The sequence below is a fragment of the Zooshikella harenae genome, assembly GCF_018837975.1.
GTDB lineage: Bacteria > Pseudomonadota > Gammaproteobacteria > Pseudomonadales > Zooshikellaceae > Zooshikella > Zooshikella harenae.
Genome location: NZ_JAGSOY010000037.1, coordinates 28785 through 49505 on the forward strand (window position 1 = coordinate 28785; position 20721 = coordinate 49505).

General features: G+C 38.8%; 11 protein-coding genes. 4 read left to right on the top strand and 7 right to left on the bottom strand.

The window, feature by feature from the left end:
* The first annotated feature begins 365 nt into the window (after positions 1 to 365).
* The 4 genes from KCG35_RS15225 (at position 366) to KCG35_RS15240 (ending at position 11706) form a co-directional block, all read left to right on the top strand.
* Positions 366 to 2357, top strand: coding sequence for a glycoside hydrolase family 18 protein (locus KCG35_RS15225; protein WP_215820645.1), 1992 nt, complete (start codon positions 366 to 368; stop codon positions 2355 to 2357).
* 224 nt (positions 2358 to 2581) lie between these two features.
* Positions 2582 to 3451 (top strand): hypothetical protein, encoded by an 870-nt coding sequence (locus tag KCG35_RS15230; RefSeq protein ID WP_215820646.1) that lies wholly within the window; start codon positions 2582 to 2584, stop codon positions 3449 to 3451.
* A gap of 173 nt (positions 3452 to 3624) precedes the next feature.
* Positions 3625 to 4290, top strand: coding sequence for a hypothetical protein (locus tag KCG35_RS15235; protein ID WP_215820647.1), 666 nt, complete (start codon positions 3625 to 3627; stop codon positions 4288 to 4290).
* Positions 4291 to 5022: 732 nt separating this feature from the next.
* Complete coding sequence (locus tag KCG35_RS15240) at positions 5023 to 11706, top strand: calcium-binding protein (RefSeq protein ID WP_215820648.1); 6684 nt, start codon at positions 5023 to 5025, stop codon at positions 11704 to 11706.
* A gap of 101 nt (positions 11707 to 11807) precedes the next feature.
* Here the strand turns inward: KCG35_RS15240 and KCG35_RS15245 are convergent, their stop codons facing one another.
* The 7 genes from KCG35_RS15245 to KCG35_RS15275 form a co-directional block, all read right to left on the bottom strand.
* On the bottom strand, positions 11808 to 12455 hold the full coding sequence (locus KCG35_RS15245) for a PEP-CTERM sorting domain-containing protein (protein ID WP_215820649.1): 648 nt from the start codon (positions 12453 to 12455) through the stop codon (positions 11808 to 11810).
* A gap of 314 nt (positions 12456 to 12769) precedes the next feature.
* Complete coding sequence (locus KCG35_RS15250; RefSeq protein ID WP_215820650.1) at positions 12770 to 12961, bottom strand: hypothetical protein; 192 nt, start codon at positions 12959 to 12961, stop codon at positions 12770 to 12772.
* Positions 12962 to 13176: 215 nt separating this feature from the next.
* Complete coding sequence (locus tag KCG35_RS15255; protein WP_215820651.1) at positions 13177 to 14211, bottom strand: hypothetical protein; 1035 nt, start codon at positions 14209 to 14211, stop codon at positions 13177 to 13179.
* Between the two features lie 419 nt (positions 14212 to 14630).
* Complete coding sequence (locus tag KCG35_RS15260; protein WP_215820652.1) at positions 14631 to 15665, bottom strand: hypothetical protein; 1035 nt, start codon at positions 15663 to 15665, stop codon at positions 14631 to 14633.
* Complete coding sequence (locus KCG35_RS15265; protein WP_215820653.1) at positions 15662 to 15916, bottom strand: hypothetical protein; 255 nt, start codon at positions 15914 to 15916, stop codon at positions 15662 to 15664. Before KCG35_RS15265 ends, KCG35_RS15260 begins: the two co-directional genes overlap by 4 nt.
* Before the next feature lie 241 nt (positions 15917 to 16157).
* On the bottom strand, positions 16158 to 17186 hold the full coding sequence (locus KCG35_RS15270; protein ID WP_215820654.1) for a hypothetical protein: 1029 nt from the start codon (positions 17184 to 17186) through the stop codon (positions 16158 to 16160).
* Complete coding sequence (locus KCG35_RS15275) at positions 17183 to 20668, bottom strand: toxin VasX (protein ID WP_215820655.1); 3486 nt, start codon at positions 20666 to 20668, stop codon at positions 17183 to 17185. Before KCG35_RS15275 ends, KCG35_RS15270 begins: the two co-directional genes overlap by 4 nt.
* Positions 20669 to 20721: the final 53 nt, after the last annotated feature.

The window sequence follows — 20721 nt, forward strand, 5'->3', positions numbered from 1 at the left end:
TTCCAAAACTAACGAGTGCCTATATAAACAGCAAAATAGCGGTTAGCTTGATTTAAATGTTAAAAACTATTAATAGCATTAACAGTATACGTATACTTTCGCCTGACTATATTCTCTTGGTATTCTGTCTTCATTCCTTCAACCAAGGACTTGCTCCCCCTAAATTCTCTCAGAAAGTCCTTTTATTTTTACAATTTTACATAATTTATTCCTGAAAGGAGGTGTTCCTATTCCAAAAAATCATAATAAAAAAATAGCGAGTCAGTTTATTCACACTTAAATTTATTTTTTGAAAGTGTATCTATTAATTTCGCATCAAAAAGAAAGTATTCATTTTAGTGTCATCAAACTGAATGGAGTCGGTCATGACATCATTAATAAGCGCTATTTTTACAGGTAAACGTATAACCTCAGTCAGTACGGTATTGATGAGTCTTTGTATATTACCTATTACCAAGATCTATGCAGTCGAAATTTCACAGCAGGAATCAGGTAATATATCTTCCCAACAAATATCTGCCCCTTGGAATCTTATTTCCAGTAAATATACTGGCGAACGTGTTCACCTCAAATTATTTTATGACTGGGTTTGGGATAATAATGATCCTGATCGAAATTTTGCAGGGTTTAGGCCATCTGATTACAATATTTACGTTGCTAAACGTACAGGGGTTGATTGGAAAAATGAAATTCAATATCAAAAACAACATAAAGCAACTGACAGTGATACTAATTGGGAAGCCAATAAAGAATACCACCGCCCTTTTAATGTAACATCCAGCGGTAAAATTGTTGGCTTATACATGGGCGAATGGGGTGTTTGGGAACGCGCCTTTCCTGCAGAACTCATCGCAGCAAATAATATAACGCATTTATTTTACTCGTTTGCTGCAATTTGCGACTACGATCGTCCTAACGCCACGAAAAATGATGGATTAAATCGAGAGTTTAGTCCCGATGGTGGCGTAAGCCGTAGTTGGAAAGTCATGCGAGCCAGCTGTGGCAAAGGATTAGCACCAGACGTCAACAATAACGAACGAGGAGACTTGGTTAAGCTTGGTGTCGTCGAACGCAATAATGACTTTGAAGTTTCAGAATACGACTATATTGCCGTTCCACACTCAGTCGCAGCAATAAAAAAAATAAAACAGCGCTATCCTCACTTAAAAGCCATGTTATCCATTGGCGGCTGGACGCTCAGTGATCCTTTTTACGATATGGTCAGTAAATCAGAATGGCGACAAACATTTGTAGACTCAGTTGTAGCTTTTATAGCACGCCATGATAATGTTTTTGATGGTGTAGATATTGATTGGGAGTTTCCAGGGGGAAGTGGACTCAGTCCCAACTTAACCAAAGGCTATGTTCAAGACCGAGAAAACTTAACCACTTTAATTAAATTACTAAGAGCACGATTAACAGCTGAATTCGGGGCCAAGTTTGAATTGTCAGCGGCACTATCAGCCTCTCCAGCCAAACTTGCTGCCGTTGACTTAAATGCATTACGGGATGAATTCACTTTCATCAACCTGATGACTTACGACTTATACGGCGCCTGGGCTAAAGACCCAAGCCATCATGCTGCAGTCAATGCCAAACCCGTCATGGGTACTTACAATAGTTTATCAGGTATCGCTACTGATGAACTAGGCAACCCTATTCTGTTCAATGGAAAAACCCGAACCAATAGTGAAGTTGCTCGTGGCTTCAGTACCCGTGGCGCTATCGAAACAGTTCAATCTTTATATCCAGATTTCCCTACGAACAAACTGGTTATTGGGGTGGCCAGTTACAGTCGTGGCTGGGAATATTTAAAAAACCGTAAATCATTCGGCAAGTTTTTCTGGCATGGACAAGCGCAGCATTGGCGCAACAGTCGTGGTTCTGGCTTGGGGGCTGCAGGTACTTTTCAGTTTGGCGTGAGCGACTTTAGGGATATTTATGACCACTTTATGAAAAGCAACGCCAGTCAATTATATTATGATACTCAAGCTGAATCAGCATACATCTGGAAACCACATAATTTAAATGATGCTACTTATCAATTCGCAAAAGTTGAAACATTCGACTCTCCTAGAAGTGTCATTGCTAAAGGTGAACTTGTTAAAGAATACAATTTGGCGGGTTTATTTATGTGGGAAGCACAAACAGATAATGGCTTAATTTTAAATGCTATGAATGCAGCCGTTTGCAATAGACTAAAAACAGGGGGCTACTATCAATTTACTCAGCAATATGCTGGCGAAAGTAATACAGTTGTTACACAATGGGATAAAAACGGTATTCCCTCGGCTGTAGAAGAATCCATGTCAGGGCCATCCACTTATGCCTTTAACGGCACTGAGTTTTGTAAATAATACAGGTGAAACCAAAATGAAGGAGGCACTCTCACCTCCTTCTCTAAGACGCCAGAAAACGGCCTCGCAAACAACTTCTAACACTGCATTTTAAGCCAATGACACCTTCATTGTAATTATCGCTGTTAGACTGTCCTGCTAAAAAAATTGTTAATATCACCAGTTTTTTCTGATAACATAAATTTAAATTAAAGGAGTGATTTAAACAGATAATAGTGAACCTCATGGATAACTTGTTTACGCAGTTGGCTGAAGATATAGGCCCAATTGATAATTGCCAGTCACTTAGCCATAAAGTTTCTCTAATAAGTACTGGAAATCAGCAATTAATTGTTAAGAAAACGTCTCAGGTTGAGCTGTTTTGTTACATAAGTCTGCCACACCACATTCAGTCCTTTCAAATTAACTTTCCCCGTCTAATACACAGCCTAAAATTAAATAATAAAACTATAATTGTTTTAGAGTTTATCAAAAACGCCCACCAAGATATTAATCAACATGAACTCTTTCAACGTTTAGTCGAATTTCATCAAACAAACCTTACGAATCTCAATATTGGCTCATTGGCTAACCACTACTGGCAACCTGAGGATAATTATTTACTTTTACAGCTTGCACCATCGTCCGAACAGCGCTGCTTACGTAGTGTTTTGGATAACTTTTATTATGAATTTCAACATCTCTTTGCGCCTGGCTGGCTGATTACAGGCGACAACTGCCTTGATAACTGGTGCTGTAGTACTGCTGGTGAGGTATATCGGATGGACTTGGAACACGTTAGTCTAGGTAGTCCAGCCATAGATTTAGCCTGCTTACAACCCAACTGGCCTTCTTTTAACCAATGCCTACAAACTGCGGACAATTACTTACGCTACAATCAACAGTTTAAACGAAACCGCTTCCAGTTAGCGGCTGACATTGTTGCTGCAACATTATGGCTCTTTGCTAAACGATGTAACACATTACTTAACCCTGAAGATAATCAGCCTACCCACCCTATTATTTCTGAAGCTAGAGTGCGCCTGATAACATGGCTAAGAGGGATTTTTCAACAGGTATATCAACACCCAGACTTCTATCAATTTTCATTATAAATATCTTTTACCTCCCAGGCGTCTTCTCAGTCGATACTCGTTTCACTTTTGAGGCAAAATCAATTCTTTATGCATTGATCATTGCCTCAAAAGAACAAGATTAGGGTTACCTTTTTTTACTTTATTAGCTATTGTTAAGATACACACATGATATAGACACAAGCTAAATTATTATGGATATAAAGCAATACGCTGATACGCCTTTATCTAAAACGCGTTTTATAAATAAATACTTACTCATACTGACTGGGTACGTCATGCTTCTGACCGGTTGCTCAGGTTCTATCCCCTACTTACAACCAGCCGTGTCTGAGCAGGATTTACTGGCCGCCGACTCCTCTATTAACCAATGCTTTATTAGCAGTGGTATTGCCTATGAGCTCATTAATAAAATCAACCAATATCAATTAGCAAAGATCGATGCAGAAGACGAATTAATTGCAAGTCAGGGTAATAATTTATCTGACTATTACTTGATGAAAGAAATGCTCAATGAGTACTACAATGTTAGCCCTGAAAAAGAAGAACACTCACGTTTCATCGCCTCTTATTACTCTCGATGCCTTAAAAAGGCCCAAGTAAACCCAGAGTTAATACCACAAGATACCCTAGCTCAATGTTTAGAGCGTAACAACCAACTTCATACGCTCTATCAACAAAGTAAATTTAAGCAATGGAGCGAAATAGCAAGCCTTGCTCAACAATACAATATAGAGACTGACGAGGCCAAACAGGCTTTTCAATTCGGTACTGAGTATAACCAGCGCTATATCGCTTTGCTGATGAAAAAGTTTCGCCAATGTACAGATACTGAATTAGCATCAGGCACATCTAATTAAGTAGATCCTTTGCAAGGGGGTTACAGAGCAAACCTACATTAACTGTGCTTTTATAAAAAGCATTTTATAAAGTTCTTTTGCTTAAACGCTGTATTACCCCCTTTTAACACGCCGTGAATCCATCCCTGGAGGCTCAACTGCCGCGTCCTTGCGGGGTTATACTACTCGTCATTACTTGAGAAACCTGTACTTTATAACCGCTGAATTTTAAATAATGCACTTTTTTCATACTTTTTAATAAATCATTCATTATTCTTCCCTTTCCTCCATATATGTACTAATACGTAAAAAGAGATTGACAAAGATCTCTTTTTATAAGAAGTTATATTTTGCTCTCACATAGCGGGCAGATCCCCATATGTGTATAAAAATAAATTGTCGTACATAATTTTAAATAAATGGCAGTACCTGTGATGTTTACAACAAAGCATCACCAAACGCAGTACCCCTTGCGTTAAAAATAAAAATACTTTTTAAGATGATGCCCATTAACAGGTTTCTCAAGGGTAAGCTATTGGCTACATTAATTTATAATTCACTTATAAATAAGTAAAAAGCCGCCCCTAAAACCTCTTCGTTATGGGTATATATTTAATATTAATTATAAACATCGTACTTGCTGTAACTTGTAATATATCCACTATTACGGCCAGCCAATATTAGTACGATTATTTAAGTTTCTTATTTACTTATTTTAAAGTCCATCTATTATAATTTTTTGTGGTGTATTTCATGGAGCCATCAGCAGTAAATAGTAACTCGCCATCGAACCCACGTTCAGTTTTATCATTAAGCTCCATGGAAGGAAAGCCAATTACCGGCGAAACATTAATGGTTATTAACAAGCTGGCCCACCAGCTTATTTCGCTTAGGGAAACGGCGCTAAGCCAACATAATAAAAAAAATGCCAAAAAGATATCACAAGCAATTTCTCTTCTAGAAAATGTTCAACTAAAGTTAAATTCACTCATTACAATAGAGGGTGAACAGAGTTCGCTTTCAACAAAGGATACCGCTTTTCTATCATCCCAACTGGAAAAGACCAGCCAATTACTTAAGAAATCCGGAACAAAAACACTCACAGCATTACTAGGCCAGTATTTTTTTGCTAGCTGGTTAAACCAAGCACGTAATGATATAAAAACAGATGTTTTCAATAAACTAAAAGGCATTGGTAATCCAGGAGCAGCTAACTCAACCACTCTAAAAATTGAAGTGAAAGGTGGTGGTAATATCGTTGCTACTAATCTTTGCGGCAGTATGGGCTATAGTCATACAGATACATTAGATTCAGATGATGAAGGATTATTTTTCCGTTCAAAAACCCGAGCTGCTAGCCTGGGGTTAACTGCTGGTTTTAAGGTTATAGCCGCAAAACTTGGTGGAAACTTAACAGGCAGCCATGCCTATACCACGTTTAAAGAATACAATAATGTTAAGACCTATGTGGACATGGAGGTTAGCAATTTAGCCTCATTAAATCGTGATGATACCTCACTTACAAAAACATCCAAGCAACTTGCCTGGCAAATTATCAGCAAGGTTTTTGCAGGGCCTCAACATCGTGCAATAGGTTCAGAATTAAAGCAGTACCATCAACAACTACAAGCTGCCGTCAATAATCAACATAAACTCAATACATTATTATCAGAACAGCTTGGTATTGACAGTAAAGTCAATGTGGCCTTACCCGTTATTCCAGAAACACTCAGTGGCTACGTTAACAGTACCTCAGCCAGCGCAACAGGCTCTGCTAGCACTGGAATTAAAGGTACTGAATTACCGCTTGCCGCTTCAGCAGGCATTAATGTCACCCTACGTCGAACTGAAATCTATGAGTTTGTACCTGCTTATTTTTGGACTGTTATTGCTGAAAATGCTAAACGCTTAAAAGAGTTGCCCATAGCGTTAACGGCTTATGCAAAAACATTGTTAAATCAAGACAGTGCCAACAAATCGATCGTTGACCGGTCTACCTTGGCACTAGAGACGCTTAATAACGATTTTGATCGTTACATGACCGTTGTGCAAAAATATGATGCGGGTGATCAATCTGCTCGTGTAGAAAAACACGCCATTGAATCACGCTGGGGCATTCAAGGTCGGCATGAGTTTCTTCAAGCAATACACGCTTCCTACACACTACTGGCTGACCGTATTTGGAATGCAAATACAACACCTGAACAATTTCAGCAAGCGACAGCACTATTAGATACAATAAGCAAAAATATCACACAACCCACTATTACATATTCTAAAAGTAAACTAGAAAATATCGCTTCTTTTAAACAGCTGATTAGACTGAGTATCACAGATAAAAGCCTTAGTTTAAGTGGTTCTGTTGGTAATTTTGGGCTTGAAGCAACCGTTTTACATAGAAACCGAGTACACCCCAGCCGTTTACGCCACGGTGACTATATTGATATTTACCTTAGCTTTAAGGCAGGTATCACCAGTGGTGATGTCACAGGCTTTATTGATAACATGGTGTCAAAAATTAAAGGACAATATGATGCCACCGTTGATTCTGAGCAAATAAAAAATACCCTCTCCGACTTTATTAATAATCATATAGATGCCTCTGCATCAGGTAAATTTACCTTACAGTTACGCTACTTTAAAGCAGGCTATCAACATGATTATGGCGATAATCACTATCATAAACAGTTTTCTCGTTATTTATTTACCCACTCAGCCAACTTAGGTGTCAATGGTGAAGTACCCGTTGGTGGTGGTGCCAGCGTGGGTGGAAAAGTTGGTATCGCTCACAGCAATACTGAGGTTTTGAAAGAATCACCTACAGCCGATACCCTCAGTTACGTACTTACTCGATATAATCGCTGGTTTCGTAACAAAGAAACTGAAGGTGAGTGGCAAGACTACTTTAATGATCATAAAATCGAATTTAGCCAGCTATTTAAACAGTTAGGTAACACAGACGCTACTGCCTATCAGGAAGCTCAGCATTGGTTACAAGAGCTGATTACAACAGCAGATGCAGATAAACAAGCCTATTTCCAGACGCTAATGGAAGAGTTCAATACGGCAATGAATGCCTATCGAGAAGATAGCTCAGAACATACATTTACTACAGCAAAACAAGTTTTTAATAAGTTTATGAGTGAGCAGATAACACCTTGGTGGAATGCTCACCGTAGTCATTGGCAAGATCTTCCTTTTCAACCCAAACGTAGCTTTTTAGAAAAGCTAACAAAACGTTTATCGAGTTTTCCTGACCAAGTAAAAGACTCTTTCAATCAGCTGTTAAAGAGTAATGCTGTACTACCACTGCAAAATTTGACTGATACAAGAGCTTTAACCAAAGCATTAACACTTGATGATCAACACTTATTAGACAGCTTCTTGCTGGTTTATAAACAGAAAGGTATCAGCGCTGCAACCAGCTATACCCGAAATATTTTAGCCTTGGGTTATCAACAATGGCTGCAACCCGATCAGGAGAATGTTCAAGCAAGTGGATTGACTGAACGCGTTAAACAGTTACCTTCCCTTTATTTTAAGGGCGTAAATAGCGGGCAAGGTGCCAAACGTTTACGAAAAGCGCTCGAACCCTTCGCGAAGTCAGGTGTATTAAAGCTTCGGGTTGATGGTAATGACTTAGCTTTATTAATAAAAAATAAAACAGTCACCTTATTTAACTCAACCACCAGTGAAATCGTAACCACAAATACTATTCGCAAAGCCGTTGACTATATTTCATCTCAATATGACTTAAAACAACAAACATGGTCACTTGCACACACCACATTAGACCAAACTTTAAGTAATGATCTTATTACCCAGATTAGCCGCCCTTATGTCACCGACCTGGACTTATTAGCACAAGCCGACAAAAATTTAGGCTTGTTATCCATGGGTGAACAACACATCAGTCGTATAGAACTCTGGCTAGCAGGAGCCAAGCTCAACAATACAACGTTAACCACTGAAGATTTAATTTCACTGACAACGATAGATGGTTCACTGACGCTCAATGCGGAGCAAACTCAACGTTGGATGAAACAGCTAGATGGTAACGAGCGTTATACGGCTTTAGCGCGACTGAATCAGTGGCTAACAGCCTCACCTCATTTGTTACCCGAGAATTCAAACTCTGTTGAAATCATTAAATTACGCAAACAAGCTGAAGCCATTAACTGGTTAGATCACCAATTACCACTACTATCATCATTAGATGAAAAACTAAATCGCTCTTTAGCCTCTGTATCTGAATTACATGATCGTCAACAACGTCTATTTGGCTCAACACCTGTACCGAATCAAAAACTCAATAGGCTGGCCAGTAAAATTAATGGCGTAAATACCGCCATGAGCGTTATACGGTTACCAGGTAATCTTTACCAAATCGTTGACGCATTTGCCCAAGGCGATACCTATCATGCTGTACAGTCACTAGCAGATACACTGACTGATAATCTTGATATTACACTAGATGTGTTAGCGAACAGCACCAAAGTTCAGGCTGTATCTACACGTCTTGCCAGTGTGGCAACCAAGCTGGGGGCTATCACTAACTTTGCAGGAGCAGGTTTAGGTATTTGGTCTGCCGTAGATAATTTTAGTGCGGCTGCCAATACGACAAATACGGATGAGCGTATTGATTATATTGTTAATGGCTCGCTAGCAGTGGCTGGTGTCATTGTTTCTATTGCTACTGGTATTGCCTCATTAATTACGGCTGCCGCAGGGCCTATAGGCGCAGCGATTGGTTTAGCCATTGGTATTGCTGCCAGTATCTATAACACTGTTCGGGTCAGGCAACAGCTTGCAGAAGCGGGTATTACTGGTTCTGATCTTGACCTAGCTGGTGCCGCTGTCTTTTTTGGTTTTCCTGTGCCTGAGCATATTGCCAATAAAGCAGCAACGAATATTGGCGAACGCCAATGGAATGAAATGCAACAAAAACGCTTGGAGATGTATGCCCAACTTGGTGTAGATAAACTGGTTTATAGTACACCTAAGGTATTTACTGCCTACGGAAAACTGACCAATATTAGTGAAGGTTATGATTACTATAATTTATCATCCGCTGAATTGAGAGAATATCATCGAAATAATCCAGGTGAAGTCGATTCTGGCTGGGTATTTCGGCAAGAAGCTAAAGAGGCTCAAGTAAAAAAACTCGAAAATTATGATGAAGATAATGGTGTCACGCTTATCCAATTAGGCAAAGGGTTTGACTGGGCAAATGGTGATTTAAATCGTCGAAATATTTTTCTGATTGATCACAACCGTAGTGCCTTTCAACGGCGATACAAAGGGGGCAATAAAGCGGATACTTTTGAAATTCGCTCTCCTAATGCACTTCAGCGTTTTACCAGTTCAGAGTATTCAATTGTAGATGGTGGTGCGGGCATTGATACTATATCTTTCCGCTCAATGTATGCATTTACTGGGAAGAAAAAAGGCGTAGAAATTAGTCTTGATCCCCATAGCCACTTTGGCAATAAAGGAACTGTACAAATTCGTGATGGCCGAAAGGACTTTTTCCTTATTGAAAATATTGAAAATGTTATCGGCTCTGAAGGTAATGATAAAATCACTGGCAACCGTTTAAGTAATTTTTTACAAGGTTCAGAAGGTGATGATGTCATTAGCGGCTTATATGGTGATGATCATTTAGTAGGAGGAAAAGGCAGCGATTATTTAAGTGGTGGTGAAGGCACTGACACGTATACAATTACGGCTGATGATTGGGAAACAGACGCTGATCATGACACCATTGATAATAAAGTAGAGGCAGGAGAACAGTTTTACCGAGTAAAACTGGATTATCTAGCCGAACATCCCGATGTGTCAAATGAAGAAGCAAAGTTATATGCTTATCAACATACGCCAAAATCTCTAGCAACGGATCAGTTAATTACAAACTTTGGTGATTTAAGCGGCTATAAAGAAAATGAAGACCTTAAACTCACTGTAAGTCAAGGTTGGTTAAACGCTCTTCGCTTAGCGAAAAAGCTATTTTCACGTCACCAAGCGGGCAATGATATACTACAGCTCACGGATGATTTTCCTCTCACAAAGAACGATCTTGAGCGTATAAAAACAGACCTTGCAACCACAAAAGATCATTGGGAATTATTAACATCAGAAAGCTTTAAATCTGTAATAGATCATTATCAACAAAATGCGCCAACACGTATTAATGTCATTACCCTAACGAGTTATTTTAAAGGTAAACAGTACCAGCATATTCAATTCCGAGATTTAGCGGGTCATTTATATATTCCCTCTCTTCAAACTGATGGCCAGGTTATTTTTGATACCTTGGTAACCCGTGCTGCAGATGAGGGACATTATAAAGTTAACTTGAATAAAGGTTATACTCACTTGTTCAATGGCGATGTACAACAACGCTTTAGTGTACTTTCTACAAACATTACCAATATCATTGGCTCTAAAGAAGATGACATCCTTAGCGGTAATAACCTTGATAACTTGATTGATGGTGGTGCTGGCTTTGATCAGCTTTTTGGTGAAGATGGTAACGATATTCTTGTATCAGGTGCAGATGGTGCACAACTAAGTGGTGGTAATGGTCATGATACATATATGATTGGCGCCAATCAGAATATGGTTGTTATTACCAGTGATGACACAGATAATCAACGCGATACCATCAGTTTCCAAAATGGTTTTAACGGTTTTTCTCACCGTTATAGTGAAGAAGAAAGTCGTTATTATCTCAATTATCAAGGCACAGAAATTATCCTAGGGAATCGCTACCAGAAAAATATCAATAAAAAACTCACCTTTGCTTTCCAGTCAACAACACAACCAGGCCAAGGTATCTTGTACGGTACATTTAATCAAAACCATGAGTTCCAACTTTCAGAGTTAGATTTAACGACTCAAACTAATAGTGACTACACCATTAATTTGAGTAAACAGCTATATCAATCTTCTACAGCAAGATTCGAGCTTTCATCCCCATTAATGTCGTTGTTTAAACTATGGACTGGCAATGGAGATAATACGCTTTATACGGGTAACCATGATGGTGTACTCATTGCCAACCTTGGCTCAGGGAATAACACTGTTAATATAAACAAGAATTCCAGTATTATTTACTTAGAACAATCATCACATACTACACTAACCGTACAATGGGAAAATCTCGACTGGAATGATTTTAAAGTATTATACAAAGAGGGTGATTTATCATTAATTAATAAAGAAAATTCTGATCAAGCGCTTATTTTAAATAAAACGGGAGACTCATCAGAATTATCCGTAAACATTATTGACAAAAATGATACAAGTCATTCAGTCGATATTAATTTACTCATTCAAATGGCGAGCCAAATGAGTGAAACAGACATTGAAGGAACCACTACTCATGACGCACCACAGCTTAATAGTGCATTAACGTCGTTGGTGCATACAATATAGTTCTACTTAAATATTAACCAATAAAAAGATCAGTTACTTTTACGATTGCCATAAGAAGTAACTGATCTTTATGCTTTACTAATAATTACAAAAGTATAAGTCTAGTATGTTTTTCGTCTGAGTAAAACCCCTGCCAGTAGCGCAAATAGCCCCAATGTGCCAGGCTCTGGAATAGGGTCTGGCTCTGGAGTCGTACCTGCATTATTAAACTGTAAATCATCAATATAATGATATAACCCCACATCACTGCCAGTACCATACCGTAAAGTAACTTTAGTGACAGCTTCGTCACTAATAAAACCAATAAACTGATCTGCAAAGTCATTCATATTGGCTACAACACCAATTGTTCCAATCAGCCCACCAACATCAAAGATATCAAGAAAGGCTGTAAAGGTACTACTACAACACGTGTCGTCATTACCAAAATACATTCCGACAGAGGAGGCAGGTGTAGCAAAGGCAACCATAATAGGATCTGGAAAAGTACCAGTTGATAAACCACTTGTACCTGAAGGTGTTCCCCCACTCGCATAAGTGCCAGCACTGACTGTTGAAACTCCAGACGAAGCAGAAGCAGTGAACCCAGATACAAAACTAGCATCCTCAAAATCTTCTAACGCATAAGGACCTTGACTCATTCCAGCCGTTGAACCCACTTGAGTAATAACTGCATGTGTGGAAAAGCTTGTGGCTAGTATTGTCGTAAGAAATAAATACTTAAATGACTGAACCCATCTACTATTCATAAAATCATCTCCATGTGTGAATTTATGTAAAAGCTTCTTCAAGGTACATGCCAATCTTTTATACTATCTGCTACATCTGAGGTAAAATCACAAATATAACATCAGTAACCTCATAGCAGAAAAGCAATAAAACCATACCATGTAAATAAATTAGACAAAAAGCGTATGAGTCATAATTTTTAATGACTTCAACCCTGACTTTTTTTTGATATATGGCTAATATAAACACTCTATAAACCAGCCCGTATTCTCACCTACAATCTTACATTCAGCAGCAACAATAATTTTTTAGTAGTTTAATTAAACCTTCATTATTAATAATAATGCAATGGAAAATTTTTGAACGCATTTAAGGTGCCCACTTGTTGGATATTCGCACTGCTAAACGGAATAAACCCTTCTTCACTATTCAGCGGTTTATACCCTTCGCGAATCAATTTTAGGGTTTGTTGTCTGCGCTCTTCACCACAGTCACTTATAAACATAAGCTCCCGCGGCTTCATCACTTGACGGCCGCCTCTAAAACACCTTCGCTGTGGGTATGCCAAAATATACTTTACTTTTTGCACGATACGTTACCCACCATTGCGAAAAGTGTTAGTACAAAGGTGATGGATTGTTTGTGCAACAGGCGCCGGGAGCGCCGTACCCATTGCAGGCCAGGGATCGGACTTGTGATGGGTGTGGAACAAATAATGTCCAACTGCCTATACAACACGTGTCATTCATCCTTGGGCTTATTCTCCGGTGAGTTAAATATTACTTTTTTACGCGGATCATACACTGGCATATTTTTATCCCCCAAACGACCTCCGTCCATGTAAAAGCCCAAGGCCCTAAAGTTGGCTTCCAAAAATTCATGTGAAGGCTGTTGCCATTGATCTTCGGGCAGGGGTTCTGACCAACGTTTAATATTTTCTGGGACGGTATCATATTGAATTCTTGCTTCGATGACATCGTTTAACCAATGAGAGAAATACGAATAATGCAGCCAATCAATCAGTTTGCGTTTTATCCAGGCCCAAAGGCTCAACTCCTTCCACTGTCGTTTACAGGTGGCTTTGTACTCTGCCAGGGTGTTCGCTTTACTGGGGTCAGGACAGGCGTCTGGCCCATCGTCCATAAAGGCTCGAATACATTCCCATTGCATAATACAATTGATTTCTTCACCGCCAGCAACTTCATAACGGCCCTTAAAATCTGTCGCATCAGTAGGGCTCGCCATGGTGATGGTTAGGGTTGATAAGGGAATTGCCGTTGACTCCATTATCACTATGGTAGTGCCCGCCCAAGCATAGAGTTTTTCCCAGGGGATAATGACAAATTCCTGATTATCCGTAAAAGGTAACGCCACCTCCCGGCGCTGGCGATTAAAACGAATAAATTTATATTTTTTTAAATCCCGAAAGCTTTCGTACATATTATAAAAATAAAAGGCATGGGTGCCGGTTAAAATCGAAAGCAGAAAATATAAAGAGTAAGAATCGTCACCATTATAAAATACCAAAAAATGTGATGATAAAATCGCCACTATTGAAAATACATTAAAAATATTAATGACCAATGCCAAGTTTTCTGCCCCTTCACGTACACTTTTATGCCCAATATCCAGATACACATCGGTTTTCGCTTTAATGATATGGGCACCATCATGAGGGGTATGTTGGGTCTCAATAGGCAGGGGCGATAACACCAGAATCCGGTTTAATTTATCTTTAAAGACTTTACCCGCCATCATTTGCTGGCGGCTGATCATGGTGTGTTACCTGTGGTATCAATATGTTCCAAGCGTAAAGCCTTCAGCAGTTGTTGATTTAGCATCCCATAAATTCATACATTTTTTGTACTTTTTATTAGCGTAGTAGATTATCCCGTTGCCAGACGGCCATAAGGGGTATACAGACGACTTAATCCAGTGAATCCTTCCCTGGAAGCTCAACTGCCGCTTCCTTGCGGCAGATGGTTCTGCGCAGATCAATTCGTCTTTACCCTTCAGCGTATATACCATACCCGTTTAAAGGCTGATTTTTAGGTTTGAAAATTGCACAAGGTGAATGGGGGCGTTGAGGATTGTTTGTGCAACAGACGCCGGGAGCGCCGTACCCATTGCAGGCCAGGGATCGGACTTGTGATGGGTGTGGAACAAATAATGTCCAACTGCCTATACAACACATGTCATTCATCCTTGGGCTTATTCTCCGGTGAGTTAAATATTACTTTTTTACGCGGATCATACACTGGCATATTTTTATCCCCGAAACGACCTCCGTCCATGTAAAAGTCCAAGGCCCTAAAGTTGGCTTCCAAAAATTCATGTGAAGGCTGTTGCCATTGATCTTCGGGCAGGGGTTCTGACCAACGTTTAATATTTTCTGGAATGGTTACCTCGGGTAGTTTTTTTTCATGCCAGTCACTCAACCAGTGCGCAAAATAGGAATAATGCAGCCAATCAATGAGTTTGCGTTTTATCCAGGCCCAAAGGCTCAACTCCTTCCACTGTCGTTTACAGGTGGCTCTGTATTCTGCCAGGGTATTGTCTTTACTGGGATCAGGACAAGCGTCTGGCCCATCGTCCATAAAGCTACGAATACATTCCCATTGCATAATACAATTGATTTCTTCACCACCAGCAACTTCATAAAGTCCTTTAAAGTCCATGGGATTGGTTGGACTGCCCATGGTGATGGTTAACGTCGATAAAGGAATCGCGGTTGACTCCATTATCACTATGGTAGTGCCCGCCCAGGCATAGAGTTTTTCCCAGGGAACAATGATAAACTCACCGTTTTCACCAAAGGGTAACGCGACCTCCCGGCGCTGGCGATTAAAGCGAATGAATTTAAATTGTTTTAATCTAAAATAGCCCCTGGCGATGATATGGAAATAAAAAAAGTGAGTGCCAGCTAAAATCGAAAGCAGAAAATATATAAGAAAATAACTATCAGTACTGCTATTAAACATCCAATAGGGGGATGAACAAATCACTATTGAAATTAAATTAAAAATATTAATGATCAACGCTAAATTTTCTGCCCCTTCCCGCACACTCTTATGGCCAATATCTAAATAAACATCAGTTTTGGCTTTAATAATACGTGCACTATCATGCGCGGTATGTCGGGTTTTTATGGGCAAAGGGGATAACACCAGAATCCGGTTTAATTTATCTTTAAAGACTTTACCCGCCATCATTTGCTGGCGGCTGATCATGGTGTGTTACCTGTGGTATCAATATGTTCCAAGCGTAAAGCCTTTAGGGGCTGTCGATCGGCACTGAGGAGTACATCGGAGGTTTTAAGAGCCTTTAAGTTACCAACCTGTTGGATATTAGCACTGCTAAACGGAATAAACCCTTCTTCACTATTCAGCGGTTTATACCCTTCGCGAATCAATTTTAGGGTTTGTTGTCTGCGCTCTTCACCACGGTCACTTATTAATATAAGCTCCCGCAGCTTCATCACTTGACAGCCGCCCCTAAAACACCTTCGCTGTGGGTATGCCAAAATATACTTTACCTTTTGCACTATACGTTACCCACCATTGCCAAAAGTGTTAGTACAAGGATGGATGAGGCCGTTGAGGGTTGTTTGTGAAACAAGCGCCGGGAGCGCCGTACCCATTGCAGGCCATGATGGGTGTGGAGCAAATAACGCTTAACAGCTAACAGTACTAACACTAATCACATACTTTCTCAGCATTCACTTATTCTTTTATCTGATCTCTCCTGACCTTTTTTCTAGGGTCATACACTGGCATATTTTCATCACCCAATTTACCTCCCTGCTCATAATGAGCCATAGCTAGTGCATTGGCTTTCTCTAATTCTGGTGAGGGTTTACGCCACTGACTTTCGGGGATTGGTTCAGACCAACGTTTAAGCTCATCTGATAATGTGACTTTTGGAATTCTTTTTTCATGCCAGTCACTCAGCCAGTATGCAAAGTATGAATAATGCATCCAGTCCCAAATTTTTTGTTTGTATATTTGCCAACCAACTAAAATACCATTTTCTTTCCAACGACGCCGACTATCTTTATATTCTTCTAAAGTATCAAGATTACTAGGTGAAGGGCAAGCATCTGGCCCCTCTTCCATAAATGCACGAATACATTCCCATTGCATAATACAGTTTATTTCAGCTCCACACGCAACTTCATAACGTCCTCTAAAATTAGTTACATCTGTAGGACTGGCCATCGTAACGGTTAATGTGGATAAGGGTATAGCAGTGGTATCTGATAACATCAGTGTAGTGCCAGCCCATGCGTATATTTTTTCCCAAGGAATAATTATAAACTGGCCTTTTTCACCAAACGGTAAAGCGACCTGTCTACGCTGGCGATTAAAGCGGATAAAACGCTGTTTTTTTAATGCAAAGTAACCTCTTGCTATAATATGAAAATAAAATAAATGTAACCCCAAAAACACCATTAAAAAAACATTAAGATGAGTCTGATATCCAGATCTAAATTGAGGCATAAATATAAAAAATAATAGTTGAACTCCTCCCAACACGACATAAACCAAGCAACAAAGAAGAGCTAGATTTTGCGCCCCTACCCTCACACTTTTATGACCAATATCTAAATAGACATCATTTTTTGCTTTTATAACTCCTTGCCCATCCATACAAGGGTTATTCGTAACAATAGGTAATGGGGATAATACCAGAATACGGTTTAACTTATCTTCAAAGGTTTTCCCCGCCATCATTTTTTGACGATTGATCATGTATTATCCCCTGTCATCTCAATGTGTTCTGCTCGTAAATCAATGAGAGGTAGGAAATGGGCATAGCCCAATCGATCTGAGGATTCAAGTTGCGTCATTGCCCCTACTCGCTGTATGTTCAAACTACCGAATCGTATATATCCTTCCTCACTATTAAGTGGCTTATACGCTAGATCAGGTATTACTGATAATACCCATTCTATTTTACCTTTTGAAGTCATTAAATAATCTGGTAGCTCAAACTCAATGATTAGCCCTTGCTCTAATAAAGTGTACCTGCTCCCCAAAATTACATCATTGGTAATATCTTGCCAGTCAAACTCATTAACTTTCCACCCGGAAGCTTTCTCTAGTTTTACAGCAACCGCTAATGCGATAGGTGAAGGCTCATTATCCTTTAGGTAAAGCAGACGCACTGGAGAAAATCCCATAATATTGATGATATACTTTACATTAGTTACTATATTTTCTGTACCATATCCTGATGTTTTGATTTGTTTTTTTAATCTTACAGACTGAACTATTATTTGAGGCGCAGAAATAGCTTCTGCTAATAATTGTTTCGACTCTAACTCTGTGTGCTGTCTATTTCCAACACCCCAAAGTGACTCTTTTACCCATTTAAATATTTTTTTTGGATTATAGTATTCATAAATAAGCGAACCAATTATAACAATGAGTGACCCTACCAATAACCATAGATTAACCCTAGCTAGAATAGTAGCCCGACTGGCTAAAGCTCCACTCCAACTTTCAGTTTGCTTAAACAATACAGTATAAACTATATCGCCATATACGTAAGTTTGACGTCCATAACTTACTAAGTTAGTAAAATGACCAATCTGTTTGGTAACTATTGCTACTTTGGCTCCAGTATTACCATCTTTGGTTGCTTTCTCAAAATTATCAAACTCATAAAACATATAACTGAGTGTAGAAAGAAATCCTAAAATTGAGCTAACCCCTCCACTAAGCACAGTCACTTTTGCCAACTTATCGGCCAAAAAAGGATTTTTGGTATTTTCTAAAGCATCTTGTAAACCCTTACGCCACATATCAGAAATAAAGGTATTAACTGCAGCGAGCGTGCCAAATAATGAACCGTAAAAAAGCTTATAGTCTTTGAAACTTTGTTCTGTCTTACTATAAACCTCTTCATTCACTTGTACAAAATTTACAATATTTGCAACCAAAATACTTATAGCTAAGTTACCTGGTTTTAATAGTTTTTTTGCTGCTTCACCTGTATCTTTAGTATTATACCCTTTCCAAATACCTTGCTTTAGATTTTTATAATTCACTCTAAGTTCATCTAACTCTGGATGAGTTAGTGATACTGAAATAACACCTTTACCAGAGGAGTTAAGTGGGTCTGTCATATCAGCAATACTTTGTAAAATATTACCTTGCTGACGCTTTATTTCTTTTATTTTTAATGATAGCTTTTTATACTCACCGATAATTTCTTTACGCAAGGGTTGATTTGTTGTAGATTTCCATTGTTGTTTTAATTGATTCCCAGCCTGAATATGGTTTTTTAAAACAACTTGTGTTTTATTAAGCTGTTGCACTAATTTTTCAAAATAATCAACATCTACTTGCGAAGCAAGTTTTATCCCAACTCCACTACCATTCGTAAGTCCTTCAAAAAATAAACTATGCATTCCAGGACCAGCTTTCTCCATAACTCTGATGAATTTATTAGATACTTCACTCACTCTAGCTTGATTTAAATCACGAAAGCTCTTCAATTCTGACCTAAATATTTTTTCTAATTCATAACGATAAGCAGGCTCCAAAATATTACGAACCTTCTGACCTGATGACGTTATTCGCTTTAAACGTTTTGTAAGTGCAGTATCAACTCCTTCCATTAATAATAATTTCGATAATTCTTTAGCATCTTCAAACCCTTTTTTATATGATTTTATCCTTTTTATAAGCGAAACGGCTCTACGTGCATGCGAGCTAATACTTAGCCAGTCAGTATCATCTGTTGGCATCGCATCAAGAATGTTTTGGATACCACTTTGTGCAATAAAATAATCATTCGCGAACTCTATACCAACTTTAGTATCACAAATATAATTTACACAACCAAATAATACCTCTCCGTAATGCTTATGTTGCTCTTTATCTTCTGTATCAAAATACCAAGCAGCTTTATAAAATTTTGGAATACATTTAGCTCTATCTTGTACAACAGTTTCTCTTAGTTTGTCATGACGTTGTAACCATTGTCTTTGCTCAGCAAGATAGCTTGTCATTTCTTTCAAGCGTGTTAAAGCTTTTACTCTTGGGGCTAACCCACCACAATCGGATTTCATTGCGTCTTTGGCATCACCATACTCATCAAAGGCATCAATAGTGGCTTCATAATCAGAGCCTATCTCGCGTTCTAGTTGGTGTTCAATATCTTTAATTTCCTTCTCAAGCTGAGCTTTTTCAATTTCTCTTTCTAACGTCTCTGCTGAGCCCCCCCCAAAAGAACTTCTTTCTAATGTCAATAATTCCTGAATCTCCTCTTTTTTCGTTCGCAGTGCGCGCATTTTCTTTAACAGCTCATTCTGTTGTTCTGAAATCTGCACCTTTTGCTGGGTTTCGTTAGCAATCTTTTGCTTAGCTTCATCAAATTTATAGGTATACAACCCTTCAATAAAATCAGCAGTAAAAAACTTATGCTGCTCTTCTTTTCGCCAATATTCCTCCCACTCAGCCAAATAGCCTTGATAGTTTGTTAAGTCTTTGAGTACCCCTAAAACATCAAACATTAATATAAATGCTGATTGATCTGGCGGCGTTTTATCAAAAAGATTTAAGTGATGGCCTCCTGGTGAATCAACTTGATTAAGAGACCAGTAAAAACCTTTTTTTTCAAACTTAATAAGAGAATTATTTTGTATATTTTGTGATTTCTGCTGAGTTTTGTTCGATGTTTGTTTAGCTAATGGATCACTAAGCATTAACGGTTTACACTCTGCAATTCGCTGAGAACCTTCAGACCATGGCATTAAATGGTCAGAACCATCACATGCAGAAAAACCACTTAAAAAAACTTTTTGCATCAGTTTATCGCGCATTCCCTGTTCATTAGTGACAATCATTGTCTCCTTTTTCTCAGTCCACTTTATTTCCGAAAAATAAAACCATAACATACCCTGCTTAGGAAATTTAATTGGACTTTCTCCAGCAAATGCCCCCTTACTGGTAATAATCTTTAAACGTAGCTTATCTGGTTTATTTGAGTGTATATAATAAAAGTAACCTTTTCTTGCTAAACGCAGCCCCATTGGTTTGATTTTAGTATTTATTCCAGGCTGAAACGCAGGATGAATGTCAATTGTTTCTTCCACTAAGGCATAACGTAATGGATAAATAAAAATATGGTCATAGGTATACGGACAAGCTTGGCCACTTTGTTTTGGCGACTGGGTAGATGCCTGATATGCTGCAGTATTAGGATCTTTAATTGCTTTAGCCATTACTAACCTTGCTGTTTACCGTTTGCTGTGCTTTTATCGAAGCTTCCTTGATA

Coding starts and splice junctions, on each gene's coding strand:
- KCG35_RS15225 (WP_215820645.1), top strand. CDS start 366: ATGACATCATTAATAAGCGCTATTTTTACAGGTAAACGTATAACCTCA.
- KCG35_RS15230 (WP_215820646.1), top strand. CDS start 2,582: ATGGATAACTTGTTTACGCAGTTGGCTGAAGATATAGGCCCAATTGAT.
- KCG35_RS15235 (WP_215820647.1), top strand. CDS start 3,625: ATGGATATAAAGCAATACGCTGATACGCCTTTATCTAAAACGCGTTTT.
- KCG35_RS15240 (WP_215820648.1), top strand. CDS start 5,023: ATGGAGCCATCAGCAGTAAATAGTAACTCGCCATCGAACCCACGTTCA.
- KCG35_RS15245 (WP_215820649.1), bottom strand. CDS start 12,455: ATGAATAGTAGATGGGTTCAGTCATTTAAGTATTTATTTCTTACGACA.
- KCG35_RS15255 (WP_215820651.1), bottom strand. CDS start 14,211: ATGATCAGCCGCCAGCAAATGATGGCGGGTAAAGTCTTTAAAGATAAA.
- KCG35_RS15260 (WP_215820652.1), bottom strand. CDS start 15,665: ATGATCAGCCGCCAGCAAATGATGGCGGGTAAAGTCTTTAAAGATAAA.
- KCG35_RS15270 (WP_215820654.1), bottom strand. CDS start 17,186: ATGATCAATCGTCAAAAAATGATGGCGGGGAAAACCTTTGAAGATAAG.
- KCG35_RS15275 (WP_215820655.1), bottom strand. CDS start 20,668: ATGGCTAAAGCAATTAAAGATCCTAATACTGCAGCATATCAGGCATCT.